14 protein-coding genes and 1 pseudogene are annotated in these 20,073 nt (G+C 73.7%); 6 read left to right on the top strand and 9 right to left on the bottom strand.

The genetic code is table 11. The features are described 5' to 3' along the window. Window positions 1-591 precede the first annotated feature (591 nt). A pseudogene (locus ACSU53_RS05120) lies at window positions 592-2,346 on the top strand (SWIM zinc finger family protein); the annotation flags it as partial. Window positions 2,347-2,485: 139 nt separating this feature from the next. Here the strand turns inward: ACSU53_RS05120 and icmF are convergent. Beyond that, window positions 2,486-5,713, bottom strand: coding sequence for a fused isobutyryl-CoA mutase/GTPase IcmF (gene icmF, locus ACSU53_RS05115; RefSeq protein WP_437025005.1), 3,228 nt, complete (start codon window positions 5,711-5,713; stop codon window positions 2,486-2,488). A gap of 295 nt (window positions 5,714-6,008) precedes the next feature. Here icmF and ACSU53_RS05110 point away from each other — a divergent pair, with 295 nt between their 5' ends. Together ACSU53_RS05110 and ACSU53_RS05105 are read left to right on the top strand one after the other, a co-directional pair. After that, the gene (locus ACSU53_RS05110; RefSeq protein ID WP_437025003.1) at window positions 6,009-7,934 is read left to right on the top strand and encodes an ABC transporter ATP-binding protein; all 1,926 of its coding nucleotides are present in this window, start codon (window positions 6,009-6,011) and stop codon (window positions 7,932-7,934) included. Between the two features lie 159 nt (window positions 7,935-8,093). Then, window positions 8,094-8,699 (top strand): response regulator transcription factor, encoded by a 606-nt coding sequence (locus ACSU53_RS05105; RefSeq protein WP_437025001.1) that lies wholly within the window; start codon window positions 8,094-8,096, stop codon window positions 8,697-8,699. 7 nt (window positions 8,700-8,706) lie between these two features. Here the strand turns inward: ACSU53_RS05105 and ACSU53_RS05100 are convergent, their stop codons facing one another. From ACSU53_RS05100 to ACSU53_RS05085, 4 genes are all read right to left on the bottom strand, one after another. Further along, complete coding sequence (locus tag ACSU53_RS05100; protein ID WP_437024999.1) at window positions 8,707-9,939, bottom strand: sensor histidine kinase; 1,233 nt, start codon at window positions 9,937-9,939, stop codon at window positions 8,707-8,709. A gap of 92 nt (window positions 9,940-10,031) precedes the next feature. Further along, on the bottom strand, window positions 10,032-11,675 hold the full coding sequence (locus ACSU53_RS05095; RefSeq protein ID WP_437024997.1) for a SagB/ThcOx family dehydrogenase: 1,644 nt from the start codon (window positions 11,673-11,675) through the stop codon (window positions 10,032-10,034). Between the two features lie 23 nt (window positions 11,676-11,698). Continuing rightward, window positions 11,699-14,005 carry a TOMM precursor leader peptide-binding protein gene (locus ACSU53_RS05090; protein ID WP_437024995.1) on the bottom strand — a complete coding sequence of 769 codons (2,307 nt, stop codon included), beginning with the start codon at window positions 14,003-14,005 and terminating at the stop codon, window positions 11,699-11,701. Window positions 14,006-14,139: 134 nt separating this feature from the next. Beyond that, window positions 14,140-14,289, bottom strand: coding sequence for a hypothetical protein (locus ACSU53_RS05085; protein ID WP_362094981.1), 150 nt, complete (start codon window positions 14,287-14,289; stop codon window positions 14,140-14,142). A 211-nt stretch (window positions 14,290-14,500) separates the two neighbouring features. On the opposite strand from ACSU53_RS05085, the gene ACSU53_RS05080 reads away from it, so the two are divergent. Together ACSU53_RS05080 and ACSU53_RS05075 are read left to right on the top strand one after the other, a co-directional pair. Beyond that, on the top strand, window positions 14,501-15,322 hold the full coding sequence (locus tag ACSU53_RS05080) for an AfsR/SARP family transcriptional regulator (RefSeq protein ID WP_362094978.1): 822 nt from the start codon (window positions 14,501-14,503) through the stop codon (window positions 15,320-15,322). A gap of 4 nt (window positions 15,323-15,326) precedes the next feature. Next, window positions 15,327-15,971 carry a ScbR family autoregulator-binding transcription factor gene (locus ACSU53_RS05075; RefSeq protein WP_437024993.1) on the top strand — a complete coding sequence of 215 codons (645 nt, stop codon included), beginning with the start codon at window positions 15,327-15,329 and terminating at the stop codon, window positions 15,969-15,971. 26 nt (window positions 15,972-15,997) lie between these two features. On the opposite strand, the gene ACSU53_RS05070 is transcribed toward ACSU53_RS05075, so the two are convergent. From ACSU53_RS05070 to ACSU53_RS05055, 4 genes are all read right to left on the bottom strand, one after another. Then, window positions 15,998-16,180, bottom strand: a complete 183-nt coding sequence (locus ACSU53_RS05070) for a hypothetical protein (protein WP_437024991.1) — start codon at window positions 16,178-16,180, stop codon at window positions 15,998-16,000. A 13-nt stretch (window positions 16,181-16,193) separates the two neighbouring features. Continuing rightward, a complete protein-coding gene (locus tag ACSU53_RS05065; protein ID WP_362094970.1) occupies window positions 16,194-16,643 on the bottom strand; it encodes a hypothetical protein in 450 nt (149 codons plus the stop codon). A gap of 87 nt (window positions 16,644-16,730) precedes the next feature. Then, window positions 16,731-17,975: an MFS transporter gene (locus ACSU53_RS05060; protein ID WP_437024989.1), complete on the bottom strand. Its 1,245-nt coding sequence runs from the start codon at window positions 17,973-17,975 to the stop codon at window positions 16,731-16,733. Beyond that, entirely contained in the window at window positions 17,972-19,063 is a 1,092-nt protein-coding gene (locus ACSU53_RS05055) for an LLM class flavin-dependent oxidoreductase (protein ID WP_362094965.1), read from the bottom strand. The genes ACSU53_RS05060 and ACSU53_RS05055 overlap by 4 nt, the downstream gene beginning before the upstream one ends. A gap of 241 nt (window positions 19,064-19,304) precedes the next feature. On the opposite strand from ACSU53_RS05055, the gene ACSU53_RS05050 reads away from it, so the two are divergent. Beyond that, window positions 19,305-20,063: an SDR family NAD(P)-dependent oxidoreductase gene (locus tag ACSU53_RS05050; protein WP_362094963.1), complete on the top strand. Its 759-nt coding sequence runs from the start codon at window positions 19,305-19,307 to the stop codon at window positions 20,061-20,063. Window positions 20,064-20,073 lie beyond the last annotated feature (10 nt).

Genomic DNA, 20,073 nt, shown 5'->3' with positions numbered 1-20,073 from the left:
ACGGAGGCCGAGCCGCGCCCCGGGGCCGCGGAGCACGGCGCCACCGCCGTGCCGGCGGCCTCCGGCACCCGCGAGGCGCCGGCGGACCGGGCCGGCACGGTGCCCCGCCCGGGCACCGCGTCCGGCTCCGCCGACGGAACGCCCGGCACCGCCGGCACGGCATCCCGGGCTGCCGCCGAGACGCCCGGTGCTGCCGCCGAGGCGCCCGGGGCCGCCGCCGAGGCGCCCGCGGCTGCCCCCCGGGCCTCCGGAGACGACCCCGCGTCCGAAGCCCCGCCGGCGGAGCGGACCGGGGCCGGACACCGGGCGGAGGGGGAGCAGCGGCCCCCCACACCCGCCCCCGGCCCTACCGCCCCCGGCCCCGCCGACGCCCCTGCCCCCGGCCCCGCCGACGCCCCTGCCCCCGGCCCCGCCGACGCCCCTGCCCCCGGCCCCGCCGACGCCCCTGCCCCCGGCCCCGCCGATGCCCCTGCCCCCGGCGCCCCCGCGTCCCACGGGGCGCCTCCCGGCCGGACCGCCTCCGGCCCCACCGCATCGGACGGCCCGGCAGCTCCGCCTCCGCCCGCCCCCGACGCCGCCGAGGACGAGGCCCCGGCCGGGCGCACCGGCGGGGCGGCCCCGGAGCGACGCCCCGCCGACATCGCGCGCGAGGCGCTGCGTTCGGCCCGTCAGGAGGCGCTGCACGCCCGCGCGGAGGCCGGGCGCCACGGCGACCGTCCGGCGCCCCGTCGCGCGGGAGCCGCACCCGCCCCGGCCTCCCGGCTGCCCCGTTCCTCGCGCGGTGACCGGGTGGCCGACGCGCGGGCCCGGGCGGTGCGGGAGGCGCTCGCGGACGCCTTCCGCATGCCGTCGGATCCGGACGCAGCCCCGGACCCGGACCAGCTCTCGGCTCCGGACGGGCCCTCGGTTCCGTACGCGCCCCCGGCTCCTGAACCGCGCCCGGGGGACGCAGCCGCCGGAGCCTCCCGGGTCCCGCCACCGGACGAGGGCGCCCCCGGTACCCCGGTGCCCACCGGGCGGCAGCCGTCCGCCGGGACGGCGGCCCCGATGGGTGCGCCCGCCCCGGGCGCGGAGCCCCGCACGCCCCGTTCCATGGCCGCCCCCGACCGCGACGGCGACCACCGCCGCACCTTCCCGGCGTTCCCGCCCCGCGAGAGCGGCGCGGACGGCATCGCCGACACCTGGTGGGGCAACGCCTGGGTGACCGCGCTGGAGGAGGGCGCGCTGGACGCCGCGCGACTGGCGCGGGGACGGGCGTACGCGCAGCGCGGACACGTCGACGCGATCACCGTGACGCCGGGCCTCGTCCTCGCGTACGTCCGGGGCAGCCGCCCGCGGCCGTACCGCGTGCAGGTGCGGCTGCGGACGTTCTCGGACACCGAGTGGGACAGGTTCCTGGACGCGGCCGCCGACCGGCCCGGTCACATCGCCGCCCTGCTGGACAAGGTGATGCCCCAGTCCCTCGCCGACTGCGGCGTCCCGCTGCTGCCGGGCCCCGGCGACCTCGCCCCGAGGTGCAGCTGCCCGGACTCCGGTCACCCCTGCAAGCACGCCGCCGCGCTCTGCTACGTGACCGCGCGTCTCCTCGACGCCGACCCGTTCGTCCTGCTCCTCCTGCGCGGCAGGGGCGAACGCGAGGTGGTCGACGACCTGTCCCGGCGCAGCGCCGCGCGGGCGGCCCGGGACACGCGGCCCGAACCGCTCCCCGGAGTCCGCGCCACCGAGGTCCTCGCCCGGCGCGACCGGCCGCCGCTCCCCGCGCCGCTGCCGCCGCTCCCGCACCCGGAACAGCCGCCGGTGTACCCGGGGGTGCCGGGCGGGCCGGACGCGTTCGCGCTGGACCAGCTGGCCACCGACGCCGCCGCGCGCGCCCACGCCCTGCTGAGCACCGGCCGCGACCCGGTGGGCGGTCTCACGCTGTGGCAGGACGCGGTGCGGCTCGCCGCGGCCCGCCCCGGTTCCGGGCTCACCGCGGCGACCCGCTCCCTGTACGCGTCCCTCGCCACCGCCGCCGGACGCAGCCCCGCCGATCTGGCCCGCGCGGTCGCCGCCTGGCGCCAGGGCGGTCCGGCGGGACTCGACGCGCTGGAGGAGCCCTGGGACCCGCCGGCCGGGCGGTTCGACCGGGCCCGCCCGCTGCTCCTGGCCGCCGACCTGCCCGCGTTCCGCCCGTGGCGCAACCGTCTCACCCACCCGCGCGGCCATGTCCAGCTCCGCCTCGGACGCGACCACCTCTGGTACGCCTACGAGTCCGAGCCCGGCCGCGACGACTGGTGGCCGCGCGGCACCCCCGACCCCGACCCGGTCGGAGCCCTGACGGGGATGGACACCCCGGGCCCGTTGTAGGCACCCCCGGGCAGCGGCGAGCGGGACGCGGCGAGCCACCGGCCCGCGGCGGGACGCCGAGGACCACCGGTCCGCCCTCCCCGACGAGGGGCGCCGCGCCGGCACGGGGACGGCGCCCCCGCGGCCTGCCGGCCGGCCGTCAGACGTTGCGCCGGTACTGCCCCCCGACCTCGAAGAACGCCTCGGTCACCTGCTGCAGCGAGCAGACCCGCGCGGCGTCCATGAGCACCTCGAAGACGTTGTCCCCGTTGATCGCGGCCTCCTTGAGCCGGGCGATCGCCCGCTCCGCCTCCTCCGCGTGCGTGGTCCGGAACTCGTGGACCCGCTTGAGCTGGGACTCCTTCTCCCGCTCGGTGGCGCGGGCCAGTTCGAGCTCCTGGGGCTCGGCGTCGCCGCCGGGCCGGCGGAAGGTGTTCACGCCGATGATGGGCAGCGAGCCGTCGTGCTTGCGCTGCTCGTAGAGCATCGACTCGTCCTGGATGCGGCCGCGCTGGTAACCGGTCTCCATGGCGCCGAGCACACCGCCGCGCTCGTTGATCCGGTCGAACTCGGCGAGCACGGCCTCCTCGACCAGATCGGTGAGCTGGTCGATGATGAACGAGCCCTGCAGCGGGTTCTCGTTCATCGCGAGCCCCCACTCCCGGTTGATGATCAGCTGGATCGCCAGCGCACGGCGCACCGACTCGGCGGACGGGGTCGTGACGGCCTCGTCGTAGGCGTTGGTGTGCAGCGAGTTGGCGTTGTCGTAGATGGCGATCAGCGCCTGCAGCGTGGTGCGGATGTCGTTGAAGTCCATCTCCTGGGCGTGCAGGGAACGTCCGGAGGTCTGGACGTGGTACTTCAGCTTCTGGCTGCGCTCGTTGGCGCCGTACTTCTCCTTCATCGCGATGGCCCAGATGCGCCGGGCGACCCGGCCGAGGACCGAGTACTCGGGGTCCATGCCGTTGGAGAAGAAGAACGACAGGTTCGGGGCGAAGTCGTCGATGTGCATGCCGCGCGCCAGGTACGCCTCGACGTAGGTGAACCCGTTGGCGAGGGTGAACGCGAGCTGGCTGATGGGGTTCGCGCCGGCCTCGGCGATGTGGTAGCCGGAGATCGACACCGAGTAGAAGTTGCGGACCCGCTGCCGGATGAACCACTCCTGGATGTCGGCCATCATCCGCAGGGAGAACTCGGTGGAGAACAGGCAGGTGTTCTGGCCCTGGTCCTCCTTGAGGATGTCGGCCTGCACGGTGCCGCGCACGGTGGCCAGGGCGTGCGCGCGCAGTTCCTCCGCCTCCGACGGCGAGGGGTCGCGGCCCTCGGCGGCGCGGAACCGTTCGATCTGCTGGTCGACGACCGCGTTGAGGAAGAAGGCCAGCACCGTGGGCGCCGGGCCGTTGATGGTCATCGACACCGAGGTGGTGGGCGCGACCAGGTCGAAGCCGTCGTACAGCGCCTTCATGTCGTCCAGCGTCGCGACGGAGACACCGGAGGTGCCGACCTTGCCGTAGATGTCCGGGCGCGGGTCGGGGTCCCGCCCGTACAGGGTCACCGAGTCGAAGGCGGTGGACAGCCGGGTGGCGGGCTGGTCCTCGGACAGCAGCTTGAACCGCCGGTTGGTGCGGAACGGGTCGCCCTCGCCGGCGAACATCCGGGCCGGGTCCTCGCCGTCGCGCTTGAACGGGAACACCCCGGCGGTGAACGGGAAGCGGCCCGGCAGGTTCTCCCGCCGCCAGAACCGCACCAGCTCCCCGTGGTCGGTGAACGCGGGCAGCGCGACCCGCGGCACCTTGTTGCCCGACAGGGACTCCCGGGTCAGCCTGGTGCGGATCTCCTTGTCCCGGATCGTCACGACCTGCTCGTCACCCGAATAGGACTCCACGACGGCGGGCCAGTCGGCGATCTGCTGCGCGACCTCGTGCGGGAGCTGCCTGCGCGCGCCCTCCAGCAGCGACTCCACGTCCCCGCCGTCGGACCCGGCCCGGACCAGTTCGCCGTGCACGAGGTCCAGGCGCTGCACCCGCCGGGCCGCCTCGGCGAGCCGTTCCGTCTCGGCGTGGTAGGCGCGCACCGTCTCGGTGATCTCGGAGAGGTAGCGCACCCGCTCGGCGGGCACCACCTGCCGGATGCCGGAGGAGTGCCGCACGTCGACGGCCGGCAGGGTCCCCTCGGTCAGCGGGAGCCCCTTGGCGCCCAGGGCGTCCCGCAGGTGCTGGTAGAGGGCGGTCACGCCGTCGTCGTTGAAGGTGGCCGCCGCGGTGCCGAACACCGGCATGTCCTCGGGCCGCTTGTCGAACGCCTCACGGTTGCGGACGAGTTGGCGGGCCACGTCGCGCAGGGCGTCCTTGGCGCCGCGCCGCTCGAACTTGTTGATCGCCACGACCTCGGCGAAGTCGAGCATGTCGATCTTCTCGAGCTGCGAGGCGGCGCCGAACTCCGGCGTCATCACGTACATCGGGATGTCCACGAACGGCACGATCGCCGCGTCGCCCTGGCCGATGCCCGGGGTCTCCACGACCACCAGGTCGAACCCGGCGGCCTTGACGACGTCGATGACCTCCGCCAGGTGCTCGGGCAGTTCGTGGCTGCCGCGGGTGGCGAGGCTGCGGAAGAAGATCCGGTCCCCGTCGAGGGAGTTCATCCGGATCCGGTCGCCGAGCAGCGCGCCGCCGCCGCGCCGGCGGGTCGGGTCGACGGCGATCACCGCGATCCGCAGCCGGTCCCGCTGGTCGACCCGGAACCGGCGCACCAGCTCGTCCGTCAGGGAGGACTTGCCGGAGCCGCCGGTCCCGGTGATCCCGAGCACGGGCACGACCCGTCCGGCCGCCGCGGCACGCAGTCGCCCGAGGAAGTCCGCGGGCAGCTTGCCGAGTTCGGCGCCCGTGATGGCCCGGGCGATCGCGAACCGGTCGCCGGCCAGGACGGCGTCGGCGTCGGCCGCCCCGCTCTCCCACAGGTCGGTGTCGCAGTCCCGGATCACGGAGTTGACCATTCCGGCCAGGCCCATCCGCTGGCCGTCCTCCGGGGAAAAGATGGTCACGCCGCTGCCGCGCAGCCGGTCGATCTCCTCGGGCACGATCACGCCCCCGCCGCCGCCGACCACCCGGATGTGGCCCGCGCCCCGCTCGCGCAGCGACTGAACGAGGTACTCGAAGTACTCGACGTGCCCGCCCTGGTAGGACGAGACCGCCACGCCGTGCACGTCCTCCTCCAGCGCGGCGTCCACGACCTCCCGCACCGACCGGTTGTGTCCGAGGTGGATCACCTCGGCGCCCTGGGACTGGAAGATCCGCCGCATGATGTTGATCGACGCGTCGTGCCCGTCGAACAGCGCCGAAGCGGTGACCAGGCGGACGGGGTGCACGGGGCGGTGCAGAGCGTTCATCGGTGCCTTCCCGGACAGGACGGGGGGAGTGGTGGCCGAAGAGATACTAGGACGTCCTAGTAAATTGCCGAAGGTGAGAGGGGTGTGACGGCGAGCACAGGCGAGCGGAGGCCGGCGCGTGCGGGCGCCCGGGCGACCCGGTCGTGCGCCCTCTTCGCGGGGTCACCACCTGATACTTCCCCTGCAATCCCCTGCGCTCCGCTATGTCCATTTCTGGCCGGTGCGCCATAAATGCGTGGACCGTCACCTCGCCCCGAGGAGACACTGCCTCCTTTCACGAACCCCGGGGAGAGTGATGGCAACCACACAGACACCAGGGCCCGCGCCGGGCCGGAGCGCGGTCCTCCTGGCGCTGCGCCTCTACGGCCGGGAACTGAAGCGCTTACGGCGGTTCGCCGCGCCCGCACTGCTGCTGCCGGCCGTGGGCAACATCGGCATCCACTACGTCGCCCCCCTGCTCATCGCCAAACTGGCGGGGCGGGCCGCCGCCGACGGCGGTCTCACCCTCGCCTCGGCGGCGCCCTACGTGCTCGGGTTCGGCGTGACGCTGCTGCTCGCCGAGGCCGTCTGGCGGGTGGGGCTGCACTGCCTCAACCGGGTGGACGCGCTCGGCATGGAGCACCTGTACGTGCGCGGCATGGACGAACTCCTGGCGAAGGACGCGACGTTCTTCCACGACAACTTCGCCGGCTCCCTCACCAAGCGGGTGCTGAGCTTCGGCAAGCGCTTCGAGGACTTCGTCGACACCCTCACCTTCCGGATCGTGGGCAGTCTCGTCCCGCTGGTGTTCGGCGCGGTCGTGCTGTGGAGCTACCAGCCGATGCTGGTCGCCGGCCTCCTGCTGATGATCACGATCACGGTCGTGGCCGTCGTTCCGTTGATCCGCCGGCGGCAGCGGCTCGTCAACAGCCGCGAGGCCGCCCTCGCGCGCGTTTCCGGCCATGTCGCCGACAGCCTCATGAACATGGAGACCATCCGGGCGTTCGCCGCCGAGGAGCGGGAGGCCGACGAACACCGCGGCCGGGTCGCGCACGCCCGGCGCCTGACGCTGAAGTCGTGGGACTACGGCAACCTGCGCGTCGACGTCCTGATCGCCCCCATGTCCGTGCTGACCAACGTGCTGGGCCTGCTGGTCGCCGTGGCCTTCGGCGGCTCCGGGCAGGGCGTGGAGGAGGTCGTGGTGGCGTTCACGTACTACTCCAACGCCACCCGGATCATGTTCGAGTTCAACCAGATCTACCGCCGCCTGGAGAGCTCGATGACCGAGGCCGCCCAGTTCACCGAGCTGCTGCTGGACCCGCCCACGGTGCTCGACCCGGCGGACCCCGAGCCGCTCGCACCCCGCGACAGCGGCATCGGCTTCGAGGCCGTCACCTTCGCCCACGAGGGAGAGCGTCCGATCTTCGAGAAGCTCGACCTGGACGTTCCCCCCGGCACCAGGATCGGCCTGGTCGGCAGGTCCGGCGGCGGCAAGACCACCCTCACCCGGCTCCTGCTGCGGATGTCCGACCTGGACGGCGGACGCATCCTCGTCGGCGGACAGGACATCAGCCGCCTGCGCCAGAGCGACCTGCGCTCGCTGATCGCCTACGTCCCGCAGGAACCGGCCATGTTCCACCGCAGCCTGCGCGACAACATCGCCTTCGCCCGGCCCGGCGCCACCGACGAGGAGATCCACGCGGCGGCGGACGCCGCCCACGTCACGGAGTTCGCGAACCGGCTCCCCGACGGTTTCGCCACCCTGGTGGGGGAGCGGGGCGTCAAACTCTCGGGCGGCCAGCGCCAGCGCGTCGCGCTCGCCCGGGCCATCCTGCGCGACGCCCCGATCCTGCTCCTCGACGAGGCGACCAGCGCGCTCGACTCGGAGAGCGAGATCCTCGTCCAGGACGCCCTGTGGCGCCTGATGGAGGGCCGCACCGCCCTCGTCGTCGCCCACCGCCTGAGCACCGTCGCCGGCATGGACCGCCTCGTCGTGCTCGACCGCGGCACCGTCGTCGAACAGGGCAGCCACGACCAGCTCCTCGCCGCCGAAGGCCCCTACGCCCGGCTCTGGCGCCACCAGTCGGGCGGTTTCCTCGGCGCGACCGAGGAGAGTGCCGGCGACGAGGCGGACGGCACCGGGCCGGGGCACCGGGAGCCGGGCGGTTCCGCGCCCCGGGCCGCGATGGTGCCGACCGGAGCCGGGCAGGACGGCGCCGGCCCGGCGGCCACCGGCCCGTGAACGGCCGGGCACGGTCCTGTGCACGACCCCGGAGTGCCGTCCCGGGGCGGACCGTGCCCGGCACCCTGCCGCACGGTCCTTCGGGGGAGTTCTCCTCGCGCCACTAGGATCAGCCGACATCGAAGGGATCGCCCGCTTACGTGGCGTCATGGGGGGACAATGGTCAGAATCCTGCTTGCCGAGGACATGCTCATGCTGCGCAGAGCGCTGGTGGCCCTGCTGGAGCTGGAGCCCGACCTGGAAGTGGTGGCCGAGGTGGACGCGGGGGACAAGGTCGTTCCCGTGGCGCTCGACGTACGGCCCGACGTGGCGGTGCTCGACATCGACCTGCCGGGGATGGACGGGATACGCGCCGCCGGTCTCCTGCACGAGCGGCTGCCCGAGTGCCGGACCGTGATCCTGACCAGCCTGGGGCGGCCCGGCAACCTCATGCGGGCCCTCCAGGCGCACGCCTCGGGGTTCATGCTCAAGGACGCCGATCCGAACCAACTGGCCGCGGCCATACGGGCCGTGGTGGCCGGACAGCAGGTCATCGATCCGCAGCTGGCGGTCGCCGCGCTGCAGGCCGGCGACAATCCGCTGAGCGCACGGGAGACCGAGGTGCTGCGGCTCGCCGCGGAGGGGGAGAACGTGCCGGAGATCGCGCGGCGGCTGTTCCTGTCCGCCGGAACGGTGCGGAACTACCTGACGACCATCGTCACCAAGCTCAACGCCCGCAACCGTATGGACGCGGTCCGCATCGCCCGCGACCTCGGCTGGCTCTGAGGGCGCCTCAGTGGTCCGGGAGCGCGGCCGCGTCCTGTCCGCCGTCCGGGGGCGCGCCGCCGCCGGGCCGCAGCGGTGCCTCCGCGGTGAGCTGGAACCAGCCGTCCTCCCGCACCCCCGCCGTGAGCCGGCCGCCCAGCGCCCCGACCCGGGTGATCAGATTGTTCAGGCCGCTGCCGCCGCCCCCCGGCCGGACCGGGTGCAGGATCGAACGCTGCGCTCCCACCCCGTCGTTGGCGACGGTGATCCGCACGCGGTCGTCGGTCGTGGTCGCCTCGATCACGCAGTGCTGGGCCTTGCTGTGCTGAAGCAGGTTGGTGATGCCCTCACGGAGGACCGTCGCCAGGGTGGTGTCCACGTTCCCCGCCGGCAGGTCGGCGTCGACGCGTATGTCGGTCCGGATGCCGACCGTCTGCAGCAGGGTCTCCGCGGAGGCGACCTCCCGGCGCAGGCTCATGTGCAGGTAGCTGCTGGCCACGGCGCGGACATCGGCCAGTGCCTGGCGGGCCGTCCCAAGGATCTCCGTGATCTCGGTCTCCGCGCGCTTCGGGTCCAACGAGACCAGCCGATAGGTGAGTTCGCACTTCAGCGTGATGGTCGAGAGGCTGTAGCCGAGCAGGTCGTGCAGATCGCGGGCGAAGCGTAAACGTTCCTGCGTGATGGCCAGGCGGGCGAGCTCCTCACGCGCGGTCTGCACCTCCCGGATGAGGTCGGCCAGCCGGCTCAACCCGTAGACGACCAGACCGGTGAGGCTGGTGGCGACACAGTTGTACGCCAGTTCCCCCATGCCGAAGCCGACCGTGAACTGGATCAGTCCGGTGCTCGCCACGATGGCGCCGAAGGCGAGCCAGCCCAGTGCGGTGCGCAGCACGAGCAGCGAGGACGCCGCCAGGAACCCGGGCATGCCCAGCCAGGCGGCGCCGAAGACGGGGAACGGCGCGTAGGTGAGCAGCGCCTGGGCGGCGAGGGTCCAGCGGCTGTGCCGGGCCACCGCCCGTGGCATCGACGAGGGGAAGGAGTGACACAACTGCAGGCCCAGCAGCAGCAGTTGCAGCGCGAAGCAGAGCACCAGGCTGAGCGTGGTGTGCGGAGCCTGCAGCACATAGGTGACGGCGACCGCGAAGAAGCCGCAGATGACCACGGTCGTGATGGCGACGGCGACCCGTGGCGCCATGTCGGCCCCGGGGGCCGGTCCTTCCTCCGGGGGAGTGCCACGGGAGACCGATGCCGTCCGACGCATGAAGGCTCCTCACCTGACGTGATGCGGGTGCGCACAGGATAAGTGCAGACCCGGACTCCCAGTGGCCGGAAGGAAGCGTTCCTCGGACGGGGTCAGTCGGTGCTGTGAGCCAGGGCGCGCCGCAGTTCCTCCGTGCAACGGATGTGCCAGTCGTGGCCGTTCACCTCCACGGCGTCCGTCGGCGGGTGGCCGGCGTCCGGCTGCGACGGCGGCGTGCCCAGGACGAACTCGCCCACGGCCGACTCCGTCCGCCAGTCCAGGCCGAGCGCGCGGGCGGACAGGTCGCTGTCGCCGAACGCCAGGGCGCACGGCCCCAGACCCATCGCCGTGCAGACCAGGTACAGGGTCTGCTGGAGCACGCCCACGTCCTTGAGCAGCCCGCTGTACGCGAGTCCGCTGTATCGCAGCGTCATGCGGCGGAACCGGGCCGTCATGGTGATCAGGACGTGCGGCTCGGCCCGCAGGCCGGCCGTCGACTGCGCCTCGGCGAGCAGTTCGTCCAGGCTCTCGGCGGCCACGTCCACCGGGACCAGGGCGTGCGCGACCGGGTCGTAGTGGTACGTGCCCCGCGCCAGGTCCGCGCAGTGGGTCACCGTGACGTACAACTCCAGCGCGTACGTGCCGCCCGTGCTCGGGTACGGGCGGCTGGTGGGCACCGGCGCGCCCTCGCCGCCCCCGAGGCCGCCCATGGACCGCACCCGGGCGCAGCGGTAGAGCAGCTCCCCCAACTGGGCGAGGTCCAGCGGTCGTCCGCCGTGGTCGCGCACCGAGCGGCGCGCCTCCAGGGCGACCGTGAGGGGCGGATCGCGGTCGAGGACGTCGTCCAGGTCGGGGACGGGCAGCGGCACCCGGGCCGGCCCGTGCCGGTCCGGGGCGAACGGGGGCTCCGCGGCCAGCTCGCCCGAGAAGTCGTCCGTCGCACCCAACGGGCCGTCGTGGCGGCCCTGCCGGCTGCGGGCGTGCAGCATCAGGTCGTGGGGCGACCACGGCAGGAGCGCCGGATCCCGGTCCTCGGCGAAGGCGTACTTCTCCTTCGGCCCGCTCTCCTGCCCGCCCGCCGCGGGCGGAGTCCCCCGGACCAGCATGCCGGACGCCTCCAGATACGCCACGACCCGGCGCACGTCGTCCACCGGCATGCGCAGCCGCTTCGCGGCCTCCCGCGGCGTGGAGGGGCGGGCGAAACAGCTCACCAGCCAGGCGGAGCGGTGCTGGACCAGGACCACGCGCTGCCCGGAGAGCGGCGATTCCGCGCACAGCCCCTCCTCATGGGTGCGCAGGACGGTGAAGCGGGAGAGCCGCAGCACGGCGTCGGCGGGCGTGGCCGGGGGCCGGAAGCGGGCGTACCGGGAGATCGGGACCACCGACAGCAGCGTCCTGCCGTCCGTGGTGGCCAGCGAGCGTACGAGGACGTTCTCCAACGACCGCAGGAGGGGCGCCAGGGCCTCCCGCTCGGGGCTCCCCGGCCCGTCCGGCACACTGATGCCGGCCACCACGTTGTCCAGCGACACCGGACCGTACGACAGACGCTCCAGCGCGCGGAGGACCACCGGGTCCGTGATCGGCAGCCGCGTCTCGCCCCAACGGGACGACAGCAGCGCCGCCCCGTCGGGGGAACCGGCCGCCGCCGGGGCCGCGGTGGTCTCGTCCGGCAGTTCCAGCAGGGTGTCCTGACGCAGTGACCACAGCTCGACCAGACCGGCTTGCGGCCCGGTGAGGGACGAGGGAGGAGCGGGCACGGCACAGGACCTTTCTGACGACGTCAAAGAAACAGCGGAACCGGATTGAGGTCCTCGTAACGGGTGGGCGCGGACAGCCGGCCGAGCCGTACCGGGACGTCGTAGAGCCGTCCGGGCCCGAACCGCGTCCACAACGTCCGCAGCCCCGGCACGATCACCTTCACCACGGGCAGGGCGACATCGGGACGCGTCTGGTCGAGGACGAGCAGTTCCATGCCGTGCGCGGAGACGAGGTCCTCGATCGCCGCGACGTCCTCCCGCAGATCGCCGCGGCGGACCGGCACGTAGGAGCCGGGGACGGTGACCGGCAGCGCCGGACCGGGGAGCAGATAGGGCTGGTTCGCCGTGGTGGCGCCCTGCCACCAGGCCAGCGCGGCGGGGTCGTCGCAGGCGTATCCGCTGCCGTCGGTTCGCACCCGGGCGACCGGCGGCAGCATCTGGTTCACTTCCGCCAGCGCCCGGCGCAGCGCCGTCCGCGGGTCGAAGTGCGCGCCGAACCCCAGGGTGATGTCCTGCGCCGGCTTGTCCGTGCGCCGTGAGAGGGCCGCGAAGACCGGGATCCCGAGATCGCTGGTGAGGTCCAGGACCCACAGCTCCCGATGCAGGGCGGCGTGGCCCTCCCGCACCTCCCGCACCCACGGGTCGTCGAACGCGTCTAGGTCGACCGCCGCCTGCCGGGTGCGGTTGTACCACCACAGACCGACGGCGTCCCGCTCGACCAGCTCGAGGAAGCCCTGGACGATGGCGTCCTCGACGCAGCTGCCGGCGGCCGAGCCGTTGGAGTTGGCCGAGCAGAAGCGGCTCCCCGGTGTGCGGGGTGCGTTGTAGTACAGCATCGAGGTCGGCAGCAGCCGGTGGCGGCGAGCGGTCAGCGACCACGTCGGCGTCCAGTCCAGCGGCACCCCCTCGTCGAAGGGCTCGCAGATCCGGTGCGCCGGCCCGTGGGAGGCGTTCCACGCCTCGCGGTCCTCGAACTGCCGCGGGTGGAAGAGCTGCACCTCGTCCGGGTGCACGGCGCGGTCGGCGACCTCCCGGTAGCTGGCCCGCACCGTCGGTTCGTCGCCCTGGAAGAAGCCGCTGTGCCGCTCGACCGCCTCGCACAGCGCGCTGACCCGGGCGTTGAGCGCCGTGGTGCCCTTGCCGGAACTGGTGCTGCGCAGCCCTGCCCGCACGGAGGCCAGGCCGTCCGGCGAGTGCACCGGATTGTGCCCGGCGTGGAAGCAGTTGAGGAACTCCGGTCCGCGGGTGTCGCGTCGCAGCTCCTTGACGACACCGGTCAGCGGATCCACCAGGTGACCGTACCGGTGGAGCGTCTCCCGGGGTGAGAGCCACCGGTCACCGCAGTCCGCCTCCGCCTCCGCCTTGCGGCGGCTGCGCACGACCAGCGGAGCGCCGACCCGGCGGGCGACGGCCCCGGGGTCCCCGCACACGGGGCACTGCGGGCGGCGGCGCACGGGGTGATGGCGGCCGGTCAGGGTGAGCGGGTCGAGCCGCCAGATGGCGTCCTGGCCGGGATGACGGTGCCCTGCGACCCACTTGACGGCCTCCAGCGCCGCCAGATGCAGCCCGGCGGCACGGCCGGCGGCCAGGGACGACGCAGGGGTGACGGCACGCCGGCCCAGTGCCCGGTCCAGATAGGTCTCGGCCGGACGGTTGCGCCGCAGCGCGTCCCTGAGACAGGTCCAGCAGGCACCCTCACCCGGCTGGAACACCGGCCCGATCCAGGGCTGGTCGCCCACGAACCGGGCCGGCAGCCACGGCACTCCCGACTCCCGGTGGGCGGCGTCGATGTCGCCGAGCGCCGGGTCGGTGTAGTCGTCGCAGACGGCGAGGGTGAAGCCGGCGGGCTCGACGGGTACCGCCGCGCCGGCGTCTCCGGCCGGCGGACGGTACAGCCGCAGGCCGGCCGCCCGGAGCGCGTCGGACAGCTCCGCGACGCTCGAACGGCTCCTCTCCCCGACGCCGACGACCTCCACCGGGGTGCCGCGGACCCGCCGCATCGCGGTCGCACCGTCGATCCCGGCCAGTTCCCAGAACGCCAGATCGGCGGAGTCCGCCGCCGACGGTGCCCGGTCGTCGACCAGACCGGCCGCCCGCAGCCGGGACACGACCGCCTCCACCTGCCGGGCGGGGACGGTCCGCTCCGCGTCCGCGACCAGCCGGTCGAGGCTGCGGGAACCGTCGAGCAGGGGCGCGAGCGCGGTGACACCCGGCCCGCGCAGGGCCGTCACACCGCGTTCCGAGACGAGATAGACCCCTTCACCGGGGACGACCTCCGCTGTGAGATGGGGCTTGAAGGCGAGACCCGGTCTGCTCGGCTGTGCATCCATCACTGTCTCCCCCTGTGACGTGGACGGGACTTCGCTTCGGTGTGCGTGCCGCGCGCCCGGGCCGTCCGGCCGGCGGCTGCGGAACGGCCGGCGGGCGCGCGGCGGTGATGCGTCTGCGGGAGTGGACCCGGGCCTCAGTCGCTGTAGACGTCGATCCAGCAGATGCAGGTACCCGGCTGGGCCTGCTCGGCGTTCTGCCAGACCAGCTCCTCGACGACCAGGTCCTCGCACCCGGCGGGAGCGGCGGCGGAGGCGACGGCGACGACTGCGTGCGTGAGGTTCATGCATCCCCCTTGGACGGATGGCCCGGCCGCACCTTGCGGCGGTGACCAGGAGTCTGACCCCGGCCACGGGGGTGTGGGCAGTGTCTGGCTCACGAGCCTCGTATGAAGTTCTCATGGTCGTTCCGGGTGTGCTTCATCCCCGCCTGAGGAGCCCTGCACTGGCCCTGGAGAACGCCTTTTGGAAGCCTCCATGGGGTGGAGAGGAGAAGCGATGGACCTGAAGGTTCTCGGCATGTTCGACGTGAGCGTGAACGGGGTTCCGGTGGCGCCGTCCGCGCCGAAACCGCGTCAGCTGCTGGCCACGCTGGCGGTGCACTCCGGCCAGGTCGTGCCCGTGGCGGCGCTGATCGGTGAGCTGTGGGGCGCGAAGCCGCCGCGGAGCGCGCAGGCCACGCTGCAGACGTACGTGATGCAGTTGCGGGGTGCCGTCGGCGCGGCACTCCAGGCCGACGGCCGGCCCGGCGGGGACGCGAAGCGGATCCTGGCGACGCGTGCCGGCGGGTACCTGCTCGACCGGGGTGAGGGCACCAGCGACGCCCAGGAGTTCGAACGGCTGTCCGGCCTGGCCTTCCAGGCGCTCGCCGACCACGACACGGACACGGCGGCGCGGACCCTGCGGGCGGCGCTCGCCCTGTGGAGGGGGCCCGCCTTCGGCGACGTCCAGGCCGGACCGCTCCTCGCTCTGGAGGCCAGGCGGCTGGAGGAGGCACGCCTGTGCGTGCAGGAGCACCGCATCGAACTGGACCTGCGGCAGGGGCGCCACCGTGAACTGATCGGGGAACTCAGCGTGCTGGTGCAGCAGCACCGCACGCACGAGAATCTGCACGCGCATCTGATGCTCGCGCTGTACCGGTCCAGCCGGCGCACCGAGGCGCTCGACGTGTACCAGCGGCTGCGGGGCACGCTGGTCCGCGAACTCGGTCTGGAACCCTCGGACCAGCTCCGTGAGCTGCAGCACGCGGTCCTCACCGCCTCGCCGAAGCTGCTCGACGGACCGGAGGCGGACGACCGACGGCTCGTGCGGGCGGGGTGAGGGCGTGCAGGAGCGATCCGAGCGCACCCGCACCCGTCTCGTCGAGGCCGCGGCAGAACTCTTCGACCGGTACGGATACGCCGAGACCAGTCTGGGGGCCATCAGCCGGGCCGCCGGAGTGACCAAGGGGGCCCTGTACTTCCATTTCGCCAGCAAGCGGGAACTGGCCGTCGCGGTCCAGGAGAGCGGCTGCCGACTCCTGGAGGACACGGTCCTGGCCCTCGGCCGCGGCGGACAGCCGGCCCTGCAGTCGCTGATCGACACCACCCACGCCCTGGCCGCGTGGGCGTCGGCGGACCCGGTCGTGCGGGCCAGTTTCCGCGTCGGACGCGAGCGGGCCGGCGGCGAACACCCGGTGCTGGACTTCCACCTGGTGTGCGTGGCCGCGACGGGGCGGCTGCTCGTGCGGGCCGCGGCCGAGGGTGCACTGCGACGCGGCGTGGCGGAGGACGCCGCGCGGGCGCTCGTCGCGGCGGTGGTCTCCGGTGTCGAGGCGGCCGCGTGGAGCGGGGCGCCGTACCCGGAGCTCGCCGCTCAACTGGGCAAGACCTGGGCACTGGTGCTCCGGGCGGTCGCGGAGGAGCATGCGGCGCGGGGGCTGCGCACCACGGCGCCCGCCGTTTGCCGCCCGGCACCGGCCGCCGGCTGAGGAGGGGCACCCGGGGGCGGTGGCCCTCACGGGGAGGGGGCGGTCTGCCTCCTGCGCTGCGGCAGCCGCCCGGCCCGATAGGTGATCACGACCGGCGCGTCCTCGGGCTCCGTCGTCCGGAGCAGGCCGGCGAGCAGGGCGGTCTTCTCCGTGCGCCCGGAGGCCGAGGCGATCTCCCGGGAGGTCCGTGCGAGGTCGGAGAGTCTCACGAGGAATGCCCTCTCAGTCGATGTGGCCCTGCTTGCGCAACCGGCCCACCCACGCCTGCGCGGTGTGCCGCGGCACACCGAACCGCTTGGCGACCGCCCCGACGCTGCCGCCGAGTTCCTGGTAGGCGGCCACCACGACCTCGGTGTCCGGCATCTTGCGGTAGGGGCGCGGCCGGTCCTCGCCGGGCGTCGCAGGGGTGACCGGGGCGAGGGGGACGGGGGCGGGAGCCACCGACTCCGGCTGCGGGGCGGACGGACCGGGACTGATGGCACGGACCAGCAGATCGAAGTCGATCAGCGGAAGCGCGCGGTTGTGCAGGCCCTTGCCGCCCGCCGCGCGCACGGTGAGTTCGACGATGCGCGGCCCGTCCGTGGTGTCGACCCGCACGGTGGTCTGAGGCCCGGTGGGATCCGGTTTCCCGTCACTGCCGGTGGGAGTGATGTCGATGACGTATTCGCTCACTTCGTGCCTCCTCGAGAGATCTTCAGTCTACTCTCGATGGAGACTGTGGTGGGTCCCGTCACTCCGCCGGGACCCACCGGGCGGACGTCAGTGCGGACCGCCGCGCAGGCGCGGCGCGTCCACGAGCACGGCCACCAGAACGGACGCCGCGGCGATCAGCACTCCCGCTGTCACCGCCGCCGCCCGGGCGTCGAGCGCCAGCATCAGGGGTACCCCGACGGCTCCGCCGAGCTGCGTGGTGATGTTCACCATCCCGCCCGCCGTCGCCATGTCCCGGGGCTCGGTCCGCTGGGCGAGGGTGCCGTTCGCCGAGATCATGATCCAGGTGATGCCGAAGCCCATCAGGAGGACGGAGGGCAGCACACCCGCGGCGTACGGCGTGCCCGGTGCGGCCACGGCGAGCCACGCGGTGCCCGCCGCGACCAGCGCCGTTCCCGAGGCCAGCAGGGCCTTGGGAGTGAGCGTGCGGAGCAGGTGGGGGGCGGCGAGGACCGAGTTGGCCACGACCACCGCGGCCAGCGGCAGGATGGCCAGACCCGCTCCGGTGGGGCTCCAGCCGGCGCCCTCCTGCAGGGTGTAGCTGATCACGGTGAACCCGCCGAAGGTACCGATGTTGGCGGTGAACACGGCCAGGAAGACCCCGGCCCGGGTGCGGTCGCGCAGCACCCGCAGCGGCAGCAGCGGGCCCGTGGTGCGGTGCTCGGCCGGGGTGTCGGCGGGGATGGCGTACAGCGCCACGCCGACCGCGAACGCGGCGAGCGGCGCGAGCCCGTACATGCACCACCGCCAGCTCGCGTGGTCGGTCAGCAGGCCGCCGAACAGGACACCGAGCCCGCCCCCGCCGCCCGCGACCGCGGTGAACACCCCGATGGCGGTGCCCCGTTCGCGCGGATCCGGGAACGTCCTGGCCACCAGTGCCATGCTCGCGGGAGCCAGGGCCAGGGCTCCGAAGGCGCCCTGCACGGCGCGCAGGGCGAGCAGGTGGCCGGGGCCGTCCGCCGTGCCGGTCAGCAGGGAGGCGGCGCCGAAGCCGGCCAGGCCCACGACGAAGGCGCGGCGCCGGCCCAGGCGTTCCGAGAGGCGGCCGGCGGGCAGGAACAGCAGGCCGAAGGCCACGGTGTAGACGGAGACCACCAGCGCCCGCTCCGCGCCGGTCAGTCCGAGGTCCCGCTGGACCGAGGGGAGGGCCACCGGCACCAGGTTCATCTCCATCACGACGGTGAGCTGGGCGGCGGCCAGGGCGGCCAGGGCCCACCAGCGCAGGGGAGAGGCGGCCGGGGGCGTCCCGGGGGGCTGCGCCTGCGCGGCGGGGGCAGGACGGGCCGTGGTCATCGGTCCTCCCTGATCAGCCGGGCGAACGGCAGCCGGGGGGCGACGTCCTCGGCGAAGAGGGTGAGCGAGCGGGCGGATTCCTCGTAGGGAAGGTGCCCGGAGTGGGTGGTGAGCGTCAGGTCGACGTCCTCGCCGTACCAGCCGGCGATCCGTTCGATCTGCGCGGCCACCTCGGCCGGGCTGCCGGCGAGCACCCGGCCCGCCTCGACCCGGTCGTCGAAGTCGGCGGAGCCGCGGGTGGCGGCGTCCGCGAGCTTCTCGTACCCCGGATAGGCGGAGCTGTGGGTGTCCGCCCAGGACAGCGTGGCCGCGGAGATCTTCTCGCCGTACCGGCCCTCCACGAAGCGTCCCGTGGCTCGGGCGGCGTCGCCGTCCTCGGCCACGTAGCAGGGGTAACTGAGCTCGATCCGGCCGGTGTCCGGCTCCAGGCCCGCCTCCACCCGGCCCTTGCGGTAGGCCGCGATCAGTCCCTGCACCCGCTCGGTGGGGGAGACCGCCGCGATGATCTGCAGTCCCCGGCCCGCGCGCCCGGCCGCGGCGCAGGACTCGACGCTGGTGGTCACCGCGGAGAACACCGGCGGGTGCGGCCGCTGGGCGGGGCGGGGCAGCAGGGTGACCGGGCCGAAGCGGTGGAAGCTGCCGTCGACGACGACGTCCTCCTCCGCCCACAGGCGGACGCAGGCCTCGACGCCCTCCTCGAACCGTTCGCGGCTCTCGTCCATGGGGATGCCGAAGGCGGCGAACTCGTCGGGGAGGAAACCGCGGCCGAAGCCCACGTCGAGCCGGCCGTGGGAGATGTTGTCCAGCATGGCCAGCTGACCCGCCAGCTTGACGGGGTGCGCGAAGGCCGGGATCACGGCACCGGTCCCGAGCCGGATGCGCGTGGTGCGCGCGGCCGCCGCGGCGAGGAACGTGGTGGGGGAGGGGCTGTAGCCGCCGTAGTCGAAGAAGTGGTGCTCCACCACCTTCAGCTGGAAGTAGCCGAGTTCCTCGGCGAGCCGGACCAGGCGCAGTCCCTCGTCGTAGTACTCGGCCGGGTTCTTCTCCCCGGGGCCTGTCGTCGGGAAGTACAGGATGCCGAACCTCATACCGCTCCTCGTTCCGTCCGCCGGTGTCGGGTCTGGTGTGTCGTTCCGAGGCTGCCAAGCCCCGCTGGACGGGATGTCGACGCGGGAGCGGGGCGTGCTGGGGTCTCGCTGGAAACACTTCACGTATTTGGTGTTGTGTGTGCAGAGTTTGAGTGTAGCCTTTGGTGTGTTCTCGCGCTGGAGGACCGCTGGGGGACCGCGACTCGAGACTCGGAGGAGTGCACCTGTGGGAGTGACACCTGTGGGAGAGACCGGGAACGACCGCCGCTCGGTGGTGATCACCGGTGGGGGCACCGGCATCGGCCGGGCCGCCGCGCACGCCTTCGCCGACGAGGGCCACGACGTACTGATCGTCGGCCGGGACGGGACGGCCCTGAAGGAAGCCGCCCGCGGCCGGCCCGCCGTCCGCCACCTGGCGCTCGACATCACCGCACCGGGCGCTCCCGAGGAGATCGTGCGCACCGCCGTCGCCGAGTGCGGCGGCATCGACGTCCTCGTCAACAACGCGGCCGTGGTCCGACGACAGCCGCTGGAGGACATCGACCGGCGGATCGCCGAGGAACAGATCGCGACCAACCTGCTGGCCCCGCTGCTGCTCACCCAGGCCGCGCTGCCCCACCTGCGCACCAGCGGCGGCGTCGTCGTCAACGTCAGCGCCTCCGCGGCCGTCCGCGGCTGGGCGGGCAGTTCGGTGTACGGCGCCACGAAGGCCGGTCTGGACTTCCTCACCCGCACCTGGGCCGTCGAGCAGGCCCCGCACGGAGTCCGGGTCGTCTCGGTCTCCCCGGGCCCGGTGGAGACCGGCATCGCCAAGGCGTCCGGACTGGACGACGAGCAGATCGCCCGGCTGCGCGCGGCCCAGAAGGCCGGTGTGCCGATGGGCCGCATCGGCACACCCGAGGAGATCGCCTGGTGGATCGTCACCATGGCCCGCCCCGAGGGCGCCTTCGCGACCGGTGTGGTGCTGCCGGTCGACGGCGGGGCCGCGACCAAGCTCTGACCGGCTCACG

It is taken from the genome of Streptomyces sp. enrichment culture (assembly GCF_964273255.1).
Taxonomy (GTDB): domain Bacteria; phylum Actinomycetota; class Actinomycetes; order Streptomycetales; family Streptomycetaceae; genus Streptomyces.
Note: the sequence above shows the minus strand (reverse complement) of the source record. Positions and strands in the feature narration are given on the sequence as shown.